The sequence below is a fragment of the Chryseobacterium sp. 22458 genome, assembly GCF_052044975.1.
In the GTDB taxonomy this organism is placed as follows: Bacteria; Bacteroidota; Bacteroidia; order Flavobacteriales; family Weeksellaceae; genus Chryseobacterium.
Window position 1 is genome coordinate 838,833 of sequence record NZ_JBQEOA010000001.1, and the last position, 13,880, is coordinate 852,712.

The 13,880-nt window shown below is 38.3% G+C and carries 13 protein-coding genes; 7 read left to right on the plus strand and 6 right to left on the minus strand.

The genetic code is table 11. From position 1 onward, the window contains the following. The first annotated feature begins 50 nt into the window (after positions 1 to 50). On the plus strand, positions 51 to 956 hold the full coding sequence (locus ACTJJF_RS03645) for a GLPGLI family protein (RefSeq protein WP_440698731.1): 906 nt from the start codon (positions 51 to 53) through the stop codon (positions 954 to 956). Positions 957 to 1,105: 149 nt separating this feature from the next. Beyond that, on the plus strand, positions 1,106 to 1,666 hold the full coding sequence (locus ACTJJF_RS03650) for a sugar O-acetyltransferase (protein WP_440698732.1): 561 nt from the start codon (positions 1,106 to 1,108) through the stop codon (positions 1,664 to 1,666). Between the two features lie 80 nt (positions 1,667 to 1,746). Here the strand turns inward: ACTJJF_RS03650 and fsa are convergent, their stop codons facing one another. After that, positions 1,747 to 2,400, minus strand: coding sequence for a fructose-6-phosphate aldolase (gene fsa / locus ACTJJF_RS03655; protein WP_047094862.1), 654 nt, complete (start codon positions 2,398 to 2,400; stop codon positions 1,747 to 1,749). Positions 2,401 to 2,622: 222 nt separating this feature from the next. On the opposite strand from fsa, the gene ACTJJF_RS03660 reads away from it, so the two are divergent. After that, positions 2,623 to 3,111: a YdeI/OmpD-associated family protein gene (locus ACTJJF_RS03660; protein ID WP_312300524.1), complete on the plus strand. Its 489-nt coding sequence runs from the start codon at positions 2,623 to 2,625 to the stop codon at positions 3,109 to 3,111. A 39-nt stretch (positions 3,112 to 3,150) separates the two neighbouring features. Here the strand turns inward: ACTJJF_RS03660 and ACTJJF_RS03665 are convergent, their stop codons facing one another. Then, positions 3,151 to 3,711, minus strand: coding sequence for a tetratricopeptide repeat protein (locus tag ACTJJF_RS03665; protein WP_312300522.1), 561 nt, complete (start codon positions 3,709 to 3,711; stop codon positions 3,151 to 3,153). Positions 3,712 to 3,903: 192 nt separating this feature from the next. On the opposite strand from ACTJJF_RS03665, the gene pepE reads away from it, so the two are divergent. The 4 genes from pepE (at position 3,904) to ACTJJF_RS03685 (ending at position 8,117) form a co-directional block, all read left to right on the plus strand. Further along, the gene (gene pepE, locus ACTJJF_RS03670; protein WP_440698733.1) at positions 3,904 to 4,596 is read left to right on the plus strand and encodes a dipeptidase PepE; all 693 of its coding nucleotides are present in this window, start codon (positions 3,904 to 3,906) and stop codon (positions 4,594 to 4,596) included. Further along, a complete protein-coding gene (locus ACTJJF_RS03675) occupies positions 4,596 to 5,447 on the plus strand; it encodes a hypothetical protein (protein ID WP_440698734.1) in 852 nt (283 codons plus the stop codon). The genes pepE and ACTJJF_RS03675 overlap by 1 nt, the downstream gene beginning before the upstream one ends. Before the next feature lie 123 nt (positions 5,448 to 5,570). Further along, the gene (gene dacB, locus ACTJJF_RS03680; protein WP_440698735.1) at positions 5,571 to 6,944 is read left to right on the plus strand and encodes a D-alanyl-D-alanine carboxypeptidase/D-alanyl-D-alanine endopeptidase; all 1,374 of its coding nucleotides are present in this window, start codon (positions 5,571 to 5,573) and stop codon (positions 6,942 to 6,944) included. A 6-nt stretch (positions 6,945 to 6,950) separates the two neighbouring features. After that, entirely contained in the window at positions 6,951 to 8,117 is a 1,167-nt protein-coding gene (locus ACTJJF_RS03685) for a sensor histidine kinase (protein WP_440698736.1), read from the plus strand. A gap of 73 nt (positions 8,118 to 8,190) precedes the next feature. Here the strand turns inward: ACTJJF_RS03685 and ACTJJF_RS03690 are convergent, their stop codons facing one another. The 4 genes from ACTJJF_RS03690 to ACTJJF_RS03705 all read right to left on the minus strand — a co-directional run bounded on the left by ACTJJF_RS03690 (position 8,191) and on the right by ACTJJF_RS03705 (position 13,783). Beyond that, a complete protein-coding gene (locus tag ACTJJF_RS03690; RefSeq protein ID WP_312300508.1) occupies positions 8,191 to 10,047 on the minus strand; it encodes a M61 family metallopeptidase in 1,857 nt (618 codons plus the stop codon). Between the two features lie 136 nt (positions 10,048 to 10,183). After that, on the minus strand, positions 10,184 to 11,815 hold the full coding sequence (locus tag ACTJJF_RS03695; protein ID WP_440698737.1) for a M1 family metallopeptidase: 1,632 nt from the start codon (positions 11,813 to 11,815) through the stop codon (positions 10,184 to 10,186). Positions 11,816 to 12,014: 199 nt separating this feature from the next. Then, positions 12,015 to 12,845, minus strand: coding sequence for a twin-arginine translocase subunit TatC (gene tatC, locus ACTJJF_RS03700; protein ID WP_312300502.1), 831 nt, complete (start codon positions 12,843 to 12,845; stop codon positions 12,015 to 12,017). Between the two features lie 251 nt (positions 12,846 to 13,096). Beyond that, complete coding sequence (locus tag ACTJJF_RS03705; protein WP_440698738.1) at positions 13,097 to 13,783, minus strand: type 1 glutamine amidotransferase domain-containing protein; 687 nt, start codon at positions 13,781 to 13,783, stop codon at positions 13,097 to 13,099. Between the last annotated feature and the right edge of the window lie 97 nt (positions 13,784 to 13,880).

Consider the following 13,880-nt stretch of genomic DNA (forward strand, 5'->3'; position numbering starts at 1 on the left):
TCAGGCTTTGTCAATACAATACCGGCAAAGCCTTTTTTATAATAACACCTATGAAAAGTAAAGTCCTATTTTTTATGCTTCTGGGAATACTGACCAGTGCTCAGATCAACAGATTCTTTTATGAATATACATTTATCCCGGATTCCGGCAATAAGGAGGATGTGAAGAAAGAAATGATGCTGCTGGATATCAGTAAAGACGGATCAGATTATTACAGTCATGATAAATTTGTAGCAGATTCCCTGTCAAAAGCCGAACTTGAAAAACAACTGAAAGCAGGAGGCGGAAGTATAAGCATCAACAGAAGAGAAAAGCCCGGCCAGGTTTCATATAAAGTGACCAAGCAATACCCGGATTTTAAAACCTATCTTTTCAGAAGCATCTCAATGGACAAATACAAAATCAGAGAAGATAAAAAACCGGAATGGAAAATTCTGCCGGATAAACAGAAAATCGGAGAATATAATGCCCAGAAAGCGGTAGCCAGTGTGGGAGGAAGAGAATGGACGGCCTGGTTTACTACTGATATTCCTTTTCAGGATGGTCCGTATATTTTCTATGGCCTTCCGGGATTGATCGTAAAAATTGAAGATGCTACGGGATCTCATAAAATGACTCTGGCAGGCAATAAAAAAGTAAATACTCCTTACTCCAACGAAGACCTTCAGCTTCCCGATCATGTAAAAGTGCTTGGAGTAGGTGGAAAAGAGATTGAAGTAACGAAAGATCAGTTTAAAAAAGCATGGAAAGCCTATGTAAATGATCCCACCAAAAATATGCGGGAAATGATGATGAAAAACGGAGGTGAGAACAATACCAGAGTCGCCTTTAAAGTAAAAACCGCAGACGGAAAGGAAATTTCTGATCCCAGCCAGGTATTCCGTGAAATGGAAAAAAGAACGAAAGAGGCCCTTCAAAAAGATAACAATCCGATAGAACCGGATCTTGTAAACTAACATTATATATTTTCTAATACCGGCAGGGTGGCATAAGTGTCATCCTGTTTTTTATTCCGGAGAACAACAGGTTTGGGTCATTAAACTGATCAAAGTTTTTTTTCCTCTTTGAATCAACAATAAGTCAACAATAATCAGCGTTATATCTCATGACAGAAAAAGAAAAATGTGCAGCAGGCCTTTTATACAATGCCAACCATGATCAGGAGCTTATTCAGGAGCGGATACAGTGTAAAGATCTGTGCCAGGAATATAATCGGCTGAAAAATTCTGATATAGAAAACAGATACAGACTCCTTAAAAGCATTCTTGGAAGCCTAAAAGAAAATATCTGTATAGAACCCAGTTTCTGGTGTGATTACGGATACAATATTGAAGTAGGAGAGAATTTCTATGCCAATCACAACCTGGTTATTTTGGATTGTGCCAAAGTAAAGTTCGGTGATAATGTATTTATCGGTCCAAACTGCAGTTTCTATACCGCTGGACACCCCCTGGATGCCCAACAGAGAAATGAAGGTCTTGAGTATGCATATCCCATTATGATAGGTGACAATGTATGGCTGGGAGGAAATGTTGTCGTTCTTCCGGGTGTTTCTATAGGAAATAATTCAGTAATAGGAGCGGGAAGTGTGGTGACCAGAGATATTCCGGAAAACGTAGTTGCAGTAGGAAACCCGTGTAAGGTCGTTAAAAATATAACAGAATAGAAAAAAATAAAAACCTCATTACAAATAAAATCCCGGAACAATGTTCCGGGATTTTTTATATCTGAATTAAGAATCAGTGATTATGCTAATTTCTGGGAATCTGCAATAAACTGAGCCAATCCGCTGTCTGTTAATGGGTGCTTTAATAAGCTCAGGATCGGAGGAAGTGGAGATGTAATAACATCAGCTCCGATTTTAGCACAGTCGATGATGTGCATTGAGTGACGGATAGAAGCAGCTAAAATTTCAGTTTCAAACATATAGTTATCGAAAATTAATCTGATCTCCTGGATAAGGTTTAATCCGTCAGTAGAAATATCATCCAATCTTCCAAGGAACGGAGAAACGTAAGTAGCTCCTGCTTTAGCGGCTAAAAGAGCCTGTCCCGGAGAGAAAATAAGCGTACAGTTGGTTTTAATCCCTTTGTCTGAAAAATATTTTAAAGCTTTGATCCCGTCCTTGATCATTGGGATCTTTACAACGATATTAGGGTGAATAGCAGCCAATTCGTCTCCTTCTTTAATCATTTCTTCATACGTGGTAGAAAGAACTTCCGCAGAAATATCTCCGTCTACAAGTTCGCAGATCGTTTTGTAATGGTTTTTGATAGCTTCAGCTCCCTGAATACCTTCTTTAGCCATTAACGAAGGGTTGGTAGTTACCCCGTCTAAGATTCCAAGGTCTCTTGCTTCCTTGATTTGCTCTAAATTAGCTGTGTCAATAAAAAATTTCATTTTGATAAATAGATTTATTTCCGCAAAGATAAGCGAATTAATTGAGTTCTGGAATATAGCAGGAGAGTTTTCAGAGTTTGAGCGTATAGGGTACAGGTCACAGGTTTTGGGTCTCGTGATGGAAACTTTGAAGATTAAAAAGGGTTAAAAATTTCAGAATGAAGAAGAAATTTTAGTTTATCCGGAGCATACTCATTAGTTTTGTAACTGACAACTTACATCATGAAAAACAAAAACTTCACAGCAACCCTTGAAATTATCGGAATCAATCCTTTTGTCTTTGTTCCGGTAAATGTTTTGGATCAGATTTTTAAAGATTCAGGGAGAAACAAAAGCCCGGTTCCGGTAAGAGGTACGGTGAATGGGAAAGAATTTCAACAGAATCTGATGAAATATTTAGGAGAGTGGAGATTATATATTAATACGGTGATGCTGAAAAATTCACCTGAGAAGATAGGGGAAGTGATTGAAGTGATGCTGGAATATGATGATTCGGAAAGAATTCTTACGATTCATCCACAGCTGGAAAAAGCTATAAGAGAAAGCAGTCTCGCCACTGCCAATTTCGAAAAGCTTACTCCTTCAAGAAGGCATGAGCTGATCCGCTATATCAATAATCTGAAAACAGAAGCTGCTATTGAGCGGAATATTGATAAAATTATCCGGCATTTGCAGGGTGAAACAGATTTCTTCGGAAAGAAAATAGAATAAAAGTCAATAAAAAAACCGGAAAATTTCCGGTTTTTGTTGTTATGAATTTAAAGCTTTGCTGAGTTTTACAGCATCCTGATTGGTTGGATCATACTGAATAGACTTGGCAATATGCTCTTTTGCTTTGGCAGGATCACTTTGCTGTTCTGCAAAAGCAATATAGAAATAGGCGTAAGCCAGATTCTTTTTATTTTGTTCTACTTCTTCCGGTTTTACCGTCGCAATATACTTTTCATAAGCGATTTTTGCATTGGCATCATCTTTAGCAGACTGATAGGCATAAGCCTGGCTGTAATACGATGGAGCCCAGTCCGGAAGCAGTGCTGATATTTTTTTCCAGGTGTCAATAGCATTGGTCCAATCTGAAGCTTCCTGATAAGCTGCAGCCAGTTTTGCCAATGATTCTGTGTCTTTCGGGTTAGCCTCAATTTGTTTCTTAAGACCTTCAATTGTCGGATTACCTGTTTGGGTTACAGCAGCCGTAGTAGCTGTTTTATTTACAGTGTCTGTCTGAGTCGTTTGTGCGTTTGCAAAACTTGCAGCTCCTACAAGTGTTAAACCTAAAAATAGATTTTTAATATTAACGTTAGCCATTTTCATATTCTTATATTTAAAAATTCTTGAATTCTAAAATTCAATTATAATTCCAGAAAAGTCCAAATTTTAGAGGATTTAAGTTTTTTTAGAAAATATTAACGGGATCCGTACTTTTTTTAATGTAATTTTTGATTCGTTGAGTTCTGGGGTCTATCTTTGTATTTCAACTTTTGATCTACCCTATAATTTTATTGTATGAACATTATATTGGCCTCAACATCTACACTTTTCGGTGGAGAATATTTAGAATACCTAAGAGAAGAACTTATCCGCTTATATGCAGGAATTGACGAAATCGTTTTTATTCCTTTTGCAAGACCGGGCGGAATTTCCCATGATGATTACACAGCGAAAGCACGCTCTTTTTTCGAAACCATAAATATCAAAGTGAAAGGGCTTCATGAATTTGAAAATAAAACAGAGGCTTTACATCAGGCAAAAGGATATTTTACCGGTGGCGGAAATACATTTTTGCTGGTTAAAACATTGCACGAAGAAGGGCTGATGTCTGTTTTAAAAGAAAACGTAGAAAAAGGGAAACCTTACCTGGGATGCAGTGCAGGAAGTAATATCGGAGGGCAAAATATGAAAACCACGAATGATATGCCTATCGTTTATCCTCCAAGCTTCGATTGTATGGGATTGGTTCCGTTCAATCTCAATCCGCATTATCTTGATCCTAATCCGGATTTGAAACACAATGGAGAAACCAGAGAAACCCGTATCATGGAATTCCTTACCCAGAATGACATCAAGGTTGTAGGACTTAGAGAAGGAAACTGGATCAGGAGAATAGGGGACACCATTACCGTGGAAGGAAGCGAACTGACCAGGATATTTGAGAAAGATAAAGAACCTTACGAAATAGAAAGCGGAAGCCCACTATAATGAAGAAAGAAGATATTGACCGTTTTATAGAGCGTAATCTTAAGAATTTCTCTGTCAACAGTACGGGTTGGGAGGGAATTATCAGACAAATGCTGTTTGAATTTGCCATAGGAGGCTGGAATCTTGATCAAGACGTTTTTGGAAAGGAAGATTTCGGGGAGCTGTGCTGCAATATATATTCTGAAGATAAAAATCTGAATACTACACTTCAGAAGATTACAGAAAAATACTCGGAATTATCTCAGAAGACCTGTGAGATATGCGGCAGTGAAGGTAAAATGAGAACTGTGGATTCCTGGCAGACCACTTTATGCCTGAACCATTTTCTTGACCAAAAATCCGTGATAGAAATTGATGAGGAACTGAATGTAAAGTATAAGAAGAAAACCATCCTCAATATTAAAGATCTCGCTAAAGCAGAAGCAGAATCCGATCTTCAGGAATTAAAGCTTTACACAAAGGAACCTGTAAGCGCCGATGAGCCTTTCAGCTTTTCATGGCACGAGCCGAACTATTATCTGCTTTTGAAGACTCTTCCTTTGGACTTGTTTCAGCAGGATATTCAAAACGAAATTTCAGATTTGTTCCAGAGCCTGGAAAATTGTGAAATATGTGGTTACAAAGCACTTCATCATAAATATTGTTTACGTTGCGGTAACGAGCCATGGGGGGCAAGTCAGTTCCACAGAGATGATTATGAAGGAGAAACAGATTATATAAAGACCTGTCAGATAGATGCTTTTATAGACGAAAGCGATTATGAGAAGTATTTTAAATACGACCGTTCATTTGAGAGAGTTCCGGATCATAAGATCCTTTTTACTTCGGATGATCTGGAAGAATATGAATAGCTTTTATTTTAAGTATATTTGATTAGATTTTAAATATAAGTACGAAGAAATCGTTCATACGGATTGGCTTTGCGATAACAGAATGCAGGCCACTAATAAAGTTAAGAACCAAAAGACAAAGTAATGAAGAAAACACTTGCAGGATTCATCCTTTCCGTACAGGTTGTTTCTGCCCAGAATATCGCCCAGAAATTAGATAAGGTAACTAAAGACCTGATGGATTCTTCGGGAACCGTTTCCTCTAATCTGTCATTTTATGTTTCAGATGAAAATGGGAACTTTATTTATGAATATCAGGGAAACAAAGGGCTTTCTACAGCATCTACCCAGAAAATCTTTACTGCAGGAGCTGCCCTTGAAGTTCTGGGAAAAGAGTATACCTATACTACCACATCAAGCTATTCGGGAAGCATATCAGCGGGTACCTTGAGCGGTAACCTTTTTATCAGCTCCAATGGAGATCCTACCCTGGGAAGCTGGCGGTATGATGCCTATAAGCCCGAAAATTTTAAAAACAAGCTGATAGAAGCCGTAAAAAAATCAGGAATTACAAAAATATCGGGAGACCTGGTGATTGATGATTCGTATTTTGACCATCAGACAATTCCAGGAGGATGGCCATGGGATGATCTTGGTAATTATTACGGTGCAGGAGTCTGGGGAATCAACTGGAGGGAAAACCAGTTTGATATCAACATCAACGGAACTGATTTTAAAAGTTTTTCCTATCCTTTAGAAGGTGTACAATGGTTAAATGACCTGAAGACCGGTGGAAGCTCAGACCAGAGCCTGATCTTTACCGCCCCGCATTCTGATGTTGCCCTGATCAACGGGATGCTGCCGGCTGGGAAAACGGTGACGGTATCGGGGGCTACACCCAATCCGCCATTACAGCTGGCTGCAGAAGTAAAACAATGGCTGAAAGAATCCGGAATTGAACTTTCTGGGAAAGCAGTGACGAATTCTCAATTGGAAATAGAAGGGAAAAAAGCACTGGAAGCCCCGAAAAATAATATCATTCTTACCTACAAGTCTCCTACGCTGGATAAAATTGTTTACTGGTTTCTGAGAAAAAGTATCAACCTTTATGGGGAAACTTTAATCAAAACCTTAGGAAAAGAGAAAAAAGGAAATTCTAGCTTCAAAAGCGGAGTCTCTTATCTGAAAGAATTCTGGAAATCAAAAGGAATCAATCCGAATATGATCAACTTTGCAGACGGAAGCGGGCTCTCTCCACAGAATTACGCATCGGCAAAAGCTGAAGTACAGGCACTTTTATATGCTAAAAAGCAATCATGGTTTGAAGCGTACTATGACGGTTTTCCGGTGCAGGATAACGGAATGAAAATGAAGAGCGGTACTATGAGGGATACCAAATCTTTCGCAGGCTATCATACGGCAAAAGACGGTAAAAAATACGTGTTTTCAATTATTATCAACAACTATCAGGGAAGCGGCAATACAGAGCTGCAAAAGATCCTGAACGTTTTAAAATAAAATAACTTGAGGAAATCGATACTCACCAGGCTGAATAACTGGATCATTTTTGTTGTCATGACTACTTTGGTAATTGCCATTGTAGTGGCTTCCACATCGCTGATCAATTTCCTCAGAAAAGAAGAGATCAAAAGGATCAGTCTCCTTTCCAAGGCGATCAGGATACAACAGGAGGTCAAAACCCCGGATACGGATGTCCTGGATCTGCTTCCGGATATCCTTAATATTAATAATACCATTCCGTTTATTGTAACCGATAAATACAAAAACCCGATCCTAGACCTGGGGTATTACCGTAATATTCCTGAAAGCACAATAAAAGACCCTGAAAAACTTCAGGACCTGATGCGGAATATGGAAAAAAATTATGATCCCATAGAAATCAAGGTTCCCGATGGTAATAACCAGTTCGTATATTATGACAACTCACGACTGCTTAATAATCTTCGGTATTCACCCTATATTTTAGGACTGTTTATCCTGCTGTATTTTGGCTTTTCTTTCTGGTTTTTCAGAACAATAAAAAAAACAGATGAAGGATATCTCTGGGCAGGTTTGGCTAAAGAAACAGCCCACCAGATCGGGACCCCTCTTTCTTCAATGATAGGCTGGATGGAAATCATGAAACTGGATAATCCGGACTCTGAAGGAGTGCATGAGATTGAAAAAGACATTGAAAGACTGAGAACTATTTCTGAAAGATTTTCAAAAATAGGTTCTGTTCCTGAGCTCAATGATATGAACTTCAATGAAACGATTCAGGAAAATTTTGATTATTTAAAAACAAGAATATCAAGGAAGATCAATTTTACCCTGCATCTACCAACCTATACGCTTCTGGTTCCCCATAATAAAATCCTGATGAGCTGGGTGATCGAAAACCTTGTTAAAAATGCTGTGGATGCCATGAAAGGTGAGGGGACCATTGTGCTGTCTGTCTTTGAAAGAAACAAGAATATTCTGGTTGAGGTGAAAGATACGGGAAGCGGAATGACAAAACAGCAGGCCAGAAATGCTTTTAAACCCGGATATTCTACCAAAAAAAGAGGCTGGGGGCTGGGACTATCTTTAGCGAGAAGGGTCATTCATGAATACCATAACGGAGATATTAAAATTTCCCAGACAGAGGTAGGAAAGGGAAGTACATTCAGAATCACCATCAGAAAGGCTTAGGTGTCCGGAGGAAATCAAATCTGAATTTTAAGGAATAAAAAAAAGCGGAGAAATTGTTTCCCCGCTTTTCTGTTTATTTTTTACCGGTCAGCCACTGAGTCTGTAGCTTCAGTTCTGCCGGAGTAGGATTGGCCTTGAATACAGGCGTTTCCAATGTCATTTTATCAAGAATTGCCTTTCCTTTAAGGTTCATCTTCTCTTTCTTGCCGGCATTGTCTCTTAAGATCGTTACCGTAACTTCCTGCCCGTCTTTGATAGTATGGGTATAGCTAATGAAGTCCTGTATTTTTTTGATATCTACATTTTTTCCGTCCAGAGCAAGAACCTGGTCTGTGATTTTAAAGCCTATGCTTTTTGCAAAAGGAGAAAGTGCTGAGTTCTCATCAAAAGCAAATGCGTTGTTCTTTTCATCAAACCCGGTTTGGTTAGGATCTTTAATAAACCAGAAGATAGGATTACTTTCCTGTTTCTGAATATCAATTCCTACCATATTCAGATATTGAGCATAAGGAGTAGGCTGGTTTCCGGCAATATATTTATTGTAGAAATCTTTCACCTGCGAATATCCGGTTACTGCTACCAGCTCGTCAATCAGTTTATCATCTTTGAAAGGCTTGTTTTCGCCAAATCTTTGAGACAGCTTTCTGATCATATCACGATACCCCATTTCTCCGTTGGAAAGCTTTCTCAATTCGATGTCAAGACACATTGCCAGAAGAGCGCCTTTTTCATAAACGTTTCTGTACTGATCTTTGTAAGGCTCTTTCAATACATTTTTACTCATTACCGTGAACGGCATGGTATCATCATAATTCTTTGAGTTGGCAATTTTCTCACCAATTCTCTGAAGGAAATGTTCTTTATCTATAAGACCTTCCTGGATCTGGAACAGGTTCGCAAAATATTCCGTTCCGCCCTCGTACATCCACAGATGCTGAGACATCTTGGGATCCGCATAATCGAAGTAGTGAATCTCTTCAGAATGCGTTTTCAGAGGGTTCACAGTATGGAAGAACTCATGGGAAACCACATCCGTGATCGTGTTGTCAATAGCCTGCTTAGGCATACCTTCAGGAAGAACCACACTGGTAGACTCATGGTGCTCCAGAGCTCCGAATCCTTTGATCCTTGGTCCGTCACCTCCCGCAAGATAAAGCATGATGGCATATTTCTTATTGGTATTCATATCCCCCAGGAATTTCTTTTGGGCGATGACCATTTTTTCAAGATTATCTTTAAAATCTGCAGCCTTATATTTTCCTGTCGGGGAATATACGCCAAGTACAAGTTCCATTCCTCCTGCATTGAAGGTGATATAATCCGGCTTGGTATACATCAGCGGAGAATCAGTTACTTTCGCATAGTTGGCCAATGTGTAGGTGTCTGTAGATTCAGACTTATCCTGGTCTACCAAAGCGGTTGTACCATAGAAATCAGCAGGTTTCTGAACGATCAGCTGATAAGGAACATCCTGCATATTATCAATATACCCGATAAAACCATGGGTATTGATCATATATACTTTTCCCTGCTCAATATCTGTTCCTGACGGAGAAAATACTGCTTTATGCTTTGACGTATCCATTTCTTCGTCAAAACTGTCATTGACCAGATAAGAAATCTTGGTCAGATTCTGGGCGTTTTTCAATGAATAGGTATTGTCATTTACTTTGGTATAGGTAAGTTCTTTGCCTTTATTATCGTAGAATTTGATTCCTTCTATAAATCTTCCGTAGTCATCTTCAGAATAGGTGCCAGGAACCGTTTTTGGAAAGTGAAATTTGATATCACCGGATTTCATTTTCGGAAACTCCATAGTAACGGCAACCTTGTCATCTTTTACATTGACAAGATCAATCGTTGTTTTGATAGACTGTGCATTCGCCAGAAAAGCAGCGAAAAGTCCTAAACTAATTGCAATTTTTCTCATTAGGTTTAAAATCTTATAGTTAAATAGTTGCTTTTTTTTCCATTTTGTTACGAACCTGAGTATTAAACTTTTCTTAAAATTTTTGTAAAAAAAGCAAAAAGACAAATCTGTTCTATACAAATTTGTCTTGTTTTATTTATTGAACGTTCTTATAATGAATATAATAGTTCGGATTCCATTCAACCGGAGTATTTTTTTTCAGTTTCACGGTCTGCCAGCTTTCAGTTGGAGTTATTGTCTGATCACCATTGATGATTACCGGTAGTTTCAGGTTCTTTACAATATCCGTATAACGGAATTTCAGACTGTCTCCATTTTGAGTGTATTCAAGAGTCGGGATCTTTATTGTTCTCAGGTATTGGTCAAAAACACTTGAAAAATCAATTCCTGATTTTGAAGAAATATAATTTTCAACCTGCTGGGTAGTTACGGTCTGATGATAGAAATCTTTATTCAGCCCTCTTAAGATCTGTCTGAATTTTTCATCATTGTTGATGACCTGTCTTATAGTGTGGATCATATTGGCACCTTTAGGATACATATCGCCGCTGCCTTCATTTCTTACCCCGTATTTTCCGATAATAGGAACGTCATTGCTTATGATATTACGGATTCCGATGGCGTAAATATCTGCCGATTTTTTATCAAGGTATTTTTCTGTAAAAAGGACTTCTGAATAATTGGTAAAGCTTTCATGAATCCACATATCTGCCTGGTCTTTGGCTGTGATATTATTGGCAAACCATTCATGCCCGCTCTCATGAATAATGATAAAATCCCATTTCAGTCCCACTCCGGTTCCTGAGAGGTCTCTTCCGAGGTAGCCGTTCATATATTTGTTACCATAGGCCACATTGCTCTGGTGCTCCATTCCCAGGTAAGGGGAATCTACCAGTTTGTAAGAGTCTTCGTAGAAAGGGTAAGGACCGAACCAATACTCAAAAGCAGAAAGCATAGGTTTTACCTGCTCAAAATGCTTCTTCGCCTTATCTAAATTATAATCAAGCACCCAGTAATCCAGATCCAGTTTTCCTTTTTCTCCATCGAAGGTATCCTTAAAATTCACATACTTTCCGATATTCGGGATAATAGAGTAGGCATTGATCGGGTTTTTAACCTGCCATGTATAAGCCGTTTTACCTCCATCTGTTTTCTTATCGATCAGTCTTCCGTTTCCAACGCCAACAAGATCATTGGGAGTAATAATTTTCATGACAATACCATTGTCCGGTTCATCACTCCAGATATCTTTGGTAGGAAGCCAGACCGAAGCACCGATTCCTTCATCGGCAACACTCATCCACGGATTTCCTTTTTCATCTTCAGTGAAAACCCACCCGCCATCCCATGGCGCTTTTTTAGCAATAGTAGGATTTCCGGAATAGGTAACATCAATGGTGTACTTTTCTCCCTTTTTAAACTTTTTACGAGTGGTAATGAAAATGAAATCACTATCCTGCTTATAATTGGCTATAGGAAAGCTTGCGATTATCTTATCCGCTTTCATAGGCTGCTGTAAATCAATCTGGAATGTAGGATTGGTAACATCTTTAATGATCTCAAAGCTTATTGTATTGATCCCTTTAATGCTTTTCTGCTTGAAATCAGGTTCCACGGAAAGGTCATATTTTTTAACATCCCAGAAATCACGGTATGAGGTATTGGAACCCTTCAGCGTGTCCTGTTTAGTAAAAACCTTGTCTTTTTCAAAAAACTGCCCGAAAACAAGTCCTGACGCAAATAAAAGTGTATATGATAGCTTTTTCATTTTTTAACTTTATTGAATAATCTTTTCAAAAATAGAAAATAAATTAATAGGCTGATGGCTAAAGAGTGAAAATTAACCCTGATTCTTCAATATCCATAAGAAAAACCTGCTGCCTATCAGATTTGAAAAATAAAAAAATGCTAACCCCCTTTGAGGTCAGCATTTGTATTTAGAATGATTTTGATTAAATATTGTAAGCTTATGATTCCTGCACAGCCGGAAGATTACCATTGCTCTTCTGTACTCTCTTATAAGTGAAAGTACACATCATGATACTGAATTCGTATAAGATAAGGAGCGGAAATGCTGCCATCAGCATACTTAAAACATCTGCCGGTGTAATAATAGCAGCTACCACCATAATCAGAACGATGGCGTGGCGACGGTATGTTTTCATAAAAGTAGGCGTCAGAATTCCGATGCTGGTAAGGAAATAGATCAGAATAGGGAAGAGGAAGATTACCCCCATACCCAAAACCACCTGTAAAAATAATGTGGTATAGTCACTTAAATCATAAAGCGGAACAATAATGTCTGAAATCTTAAAAATCACCCCGAAGTTAACGGCAAACGGAAGAATTAAAAAATACCCGCACAATACTCCTGTCATAAAAAGCATCCAGACTGCATTGATGATATAGATGGAATTCTTTTTCTCTCTCGGGTGTAAAGCAGGGCTGATAAAGCGCCATAATTCCCATACAATATAAGGAAATGCAGCTACCATCCCTCCGAAAATAGAAACAGCCATCATCACATTGAACTGCTGATATAATCTCTGTACACGAACCGGAAAGTCTTTTGGAAGGTGAATACTGTCTTCTCCCAAGATCATTCTCGAAAAATGATTGACAAGCCTGAACGTAGGAAAATCATTTCTTGTAGGGCCAAAAAAGATATGGTCCATGATCCAGTTGATATTGAAACCAACGGCAAAAGCAGCAATGATGATTGCAATAATAGAACGGATCAGGTGTCCTCTTAATTCTCCTATATGCCCAAGAAAGGACATGTCTTTACCATCACTCACAGAATAAAATTTTTAAAGCGCAAATTTATGAAATATTTGCTTAAATGCCTGATGTTTGAAATTTAAAATTATTGGATAACATATAATGTAAAGCGAGAAGAACGATAATATCAACAAATGCTATAAAAAACAGTTAAAAAACAGATCATTCAAAATTAAAAAATAGAATTGACCTCTTATATAATAAAATGCTGTCTCCTATTTACAATACAAACATAAGAGACAGCTTCGTTTTTTAAGGTTTAAATCCTTTATTTTTCAAGAATTTCCAATACTTTTTCTGCCACTGCAGCGCCGGATTGTGGGTTTTGTCCCGTCACCAGTTTTCCGTCAGCAACTGCAAAAGGAATAAAATCCTGATCAGCTTTTACATAATGAGCGCCTTTACTTTTCAGCACATCTTCAGTAAGAAAAGGAACGTGATCTGCCAGTTCTGCAGCAATTTCTTCTGAATTTGAAAAGCCTGTTACTGTTTTTCCTTTAATCAGACTTTCTCCGTTGGAAAGCGTAATGTTGAACAGACCTACAGCTCCGTGACAGACAGATGATACAATTCCTCCGTTTTCATAAATGTCACGGGCGATTTCCTGCAGTTCACTATTGTCTGGAAAATCCCAGATTACACCATGGCCTCCTGTATAATAAATCACATTATAATCTTTAGCATTGATATCTTTAGGCTCTAAAGTATTACCCAGCTTATTCCTGAACGTTTTATCAGCATAATATTTCCAGTCTGCGGGCTGCACAAACATTTGCAGGGAAACAGGATCGAGTGGAGTATAGCCTCCTTTCGGACTTACAAAATCAATTTCATACCCTTTTTCCTCCAGTTTTTCATAAAAATGAACCGCTTCACCCAGCCACAAACCAGTTGCTCTTTCCATCTCAGGATACTTTTCTACACTTGTCACTACAATTAATGCTTTCTTTTTCATTGGTATTGTTGTTTAAAATTATAGTACAAAGATTGGATTTTTAATGGAACTTTTATAAGGACATACCTCAAAAAAAAGATGTGACCCAGGTCACATC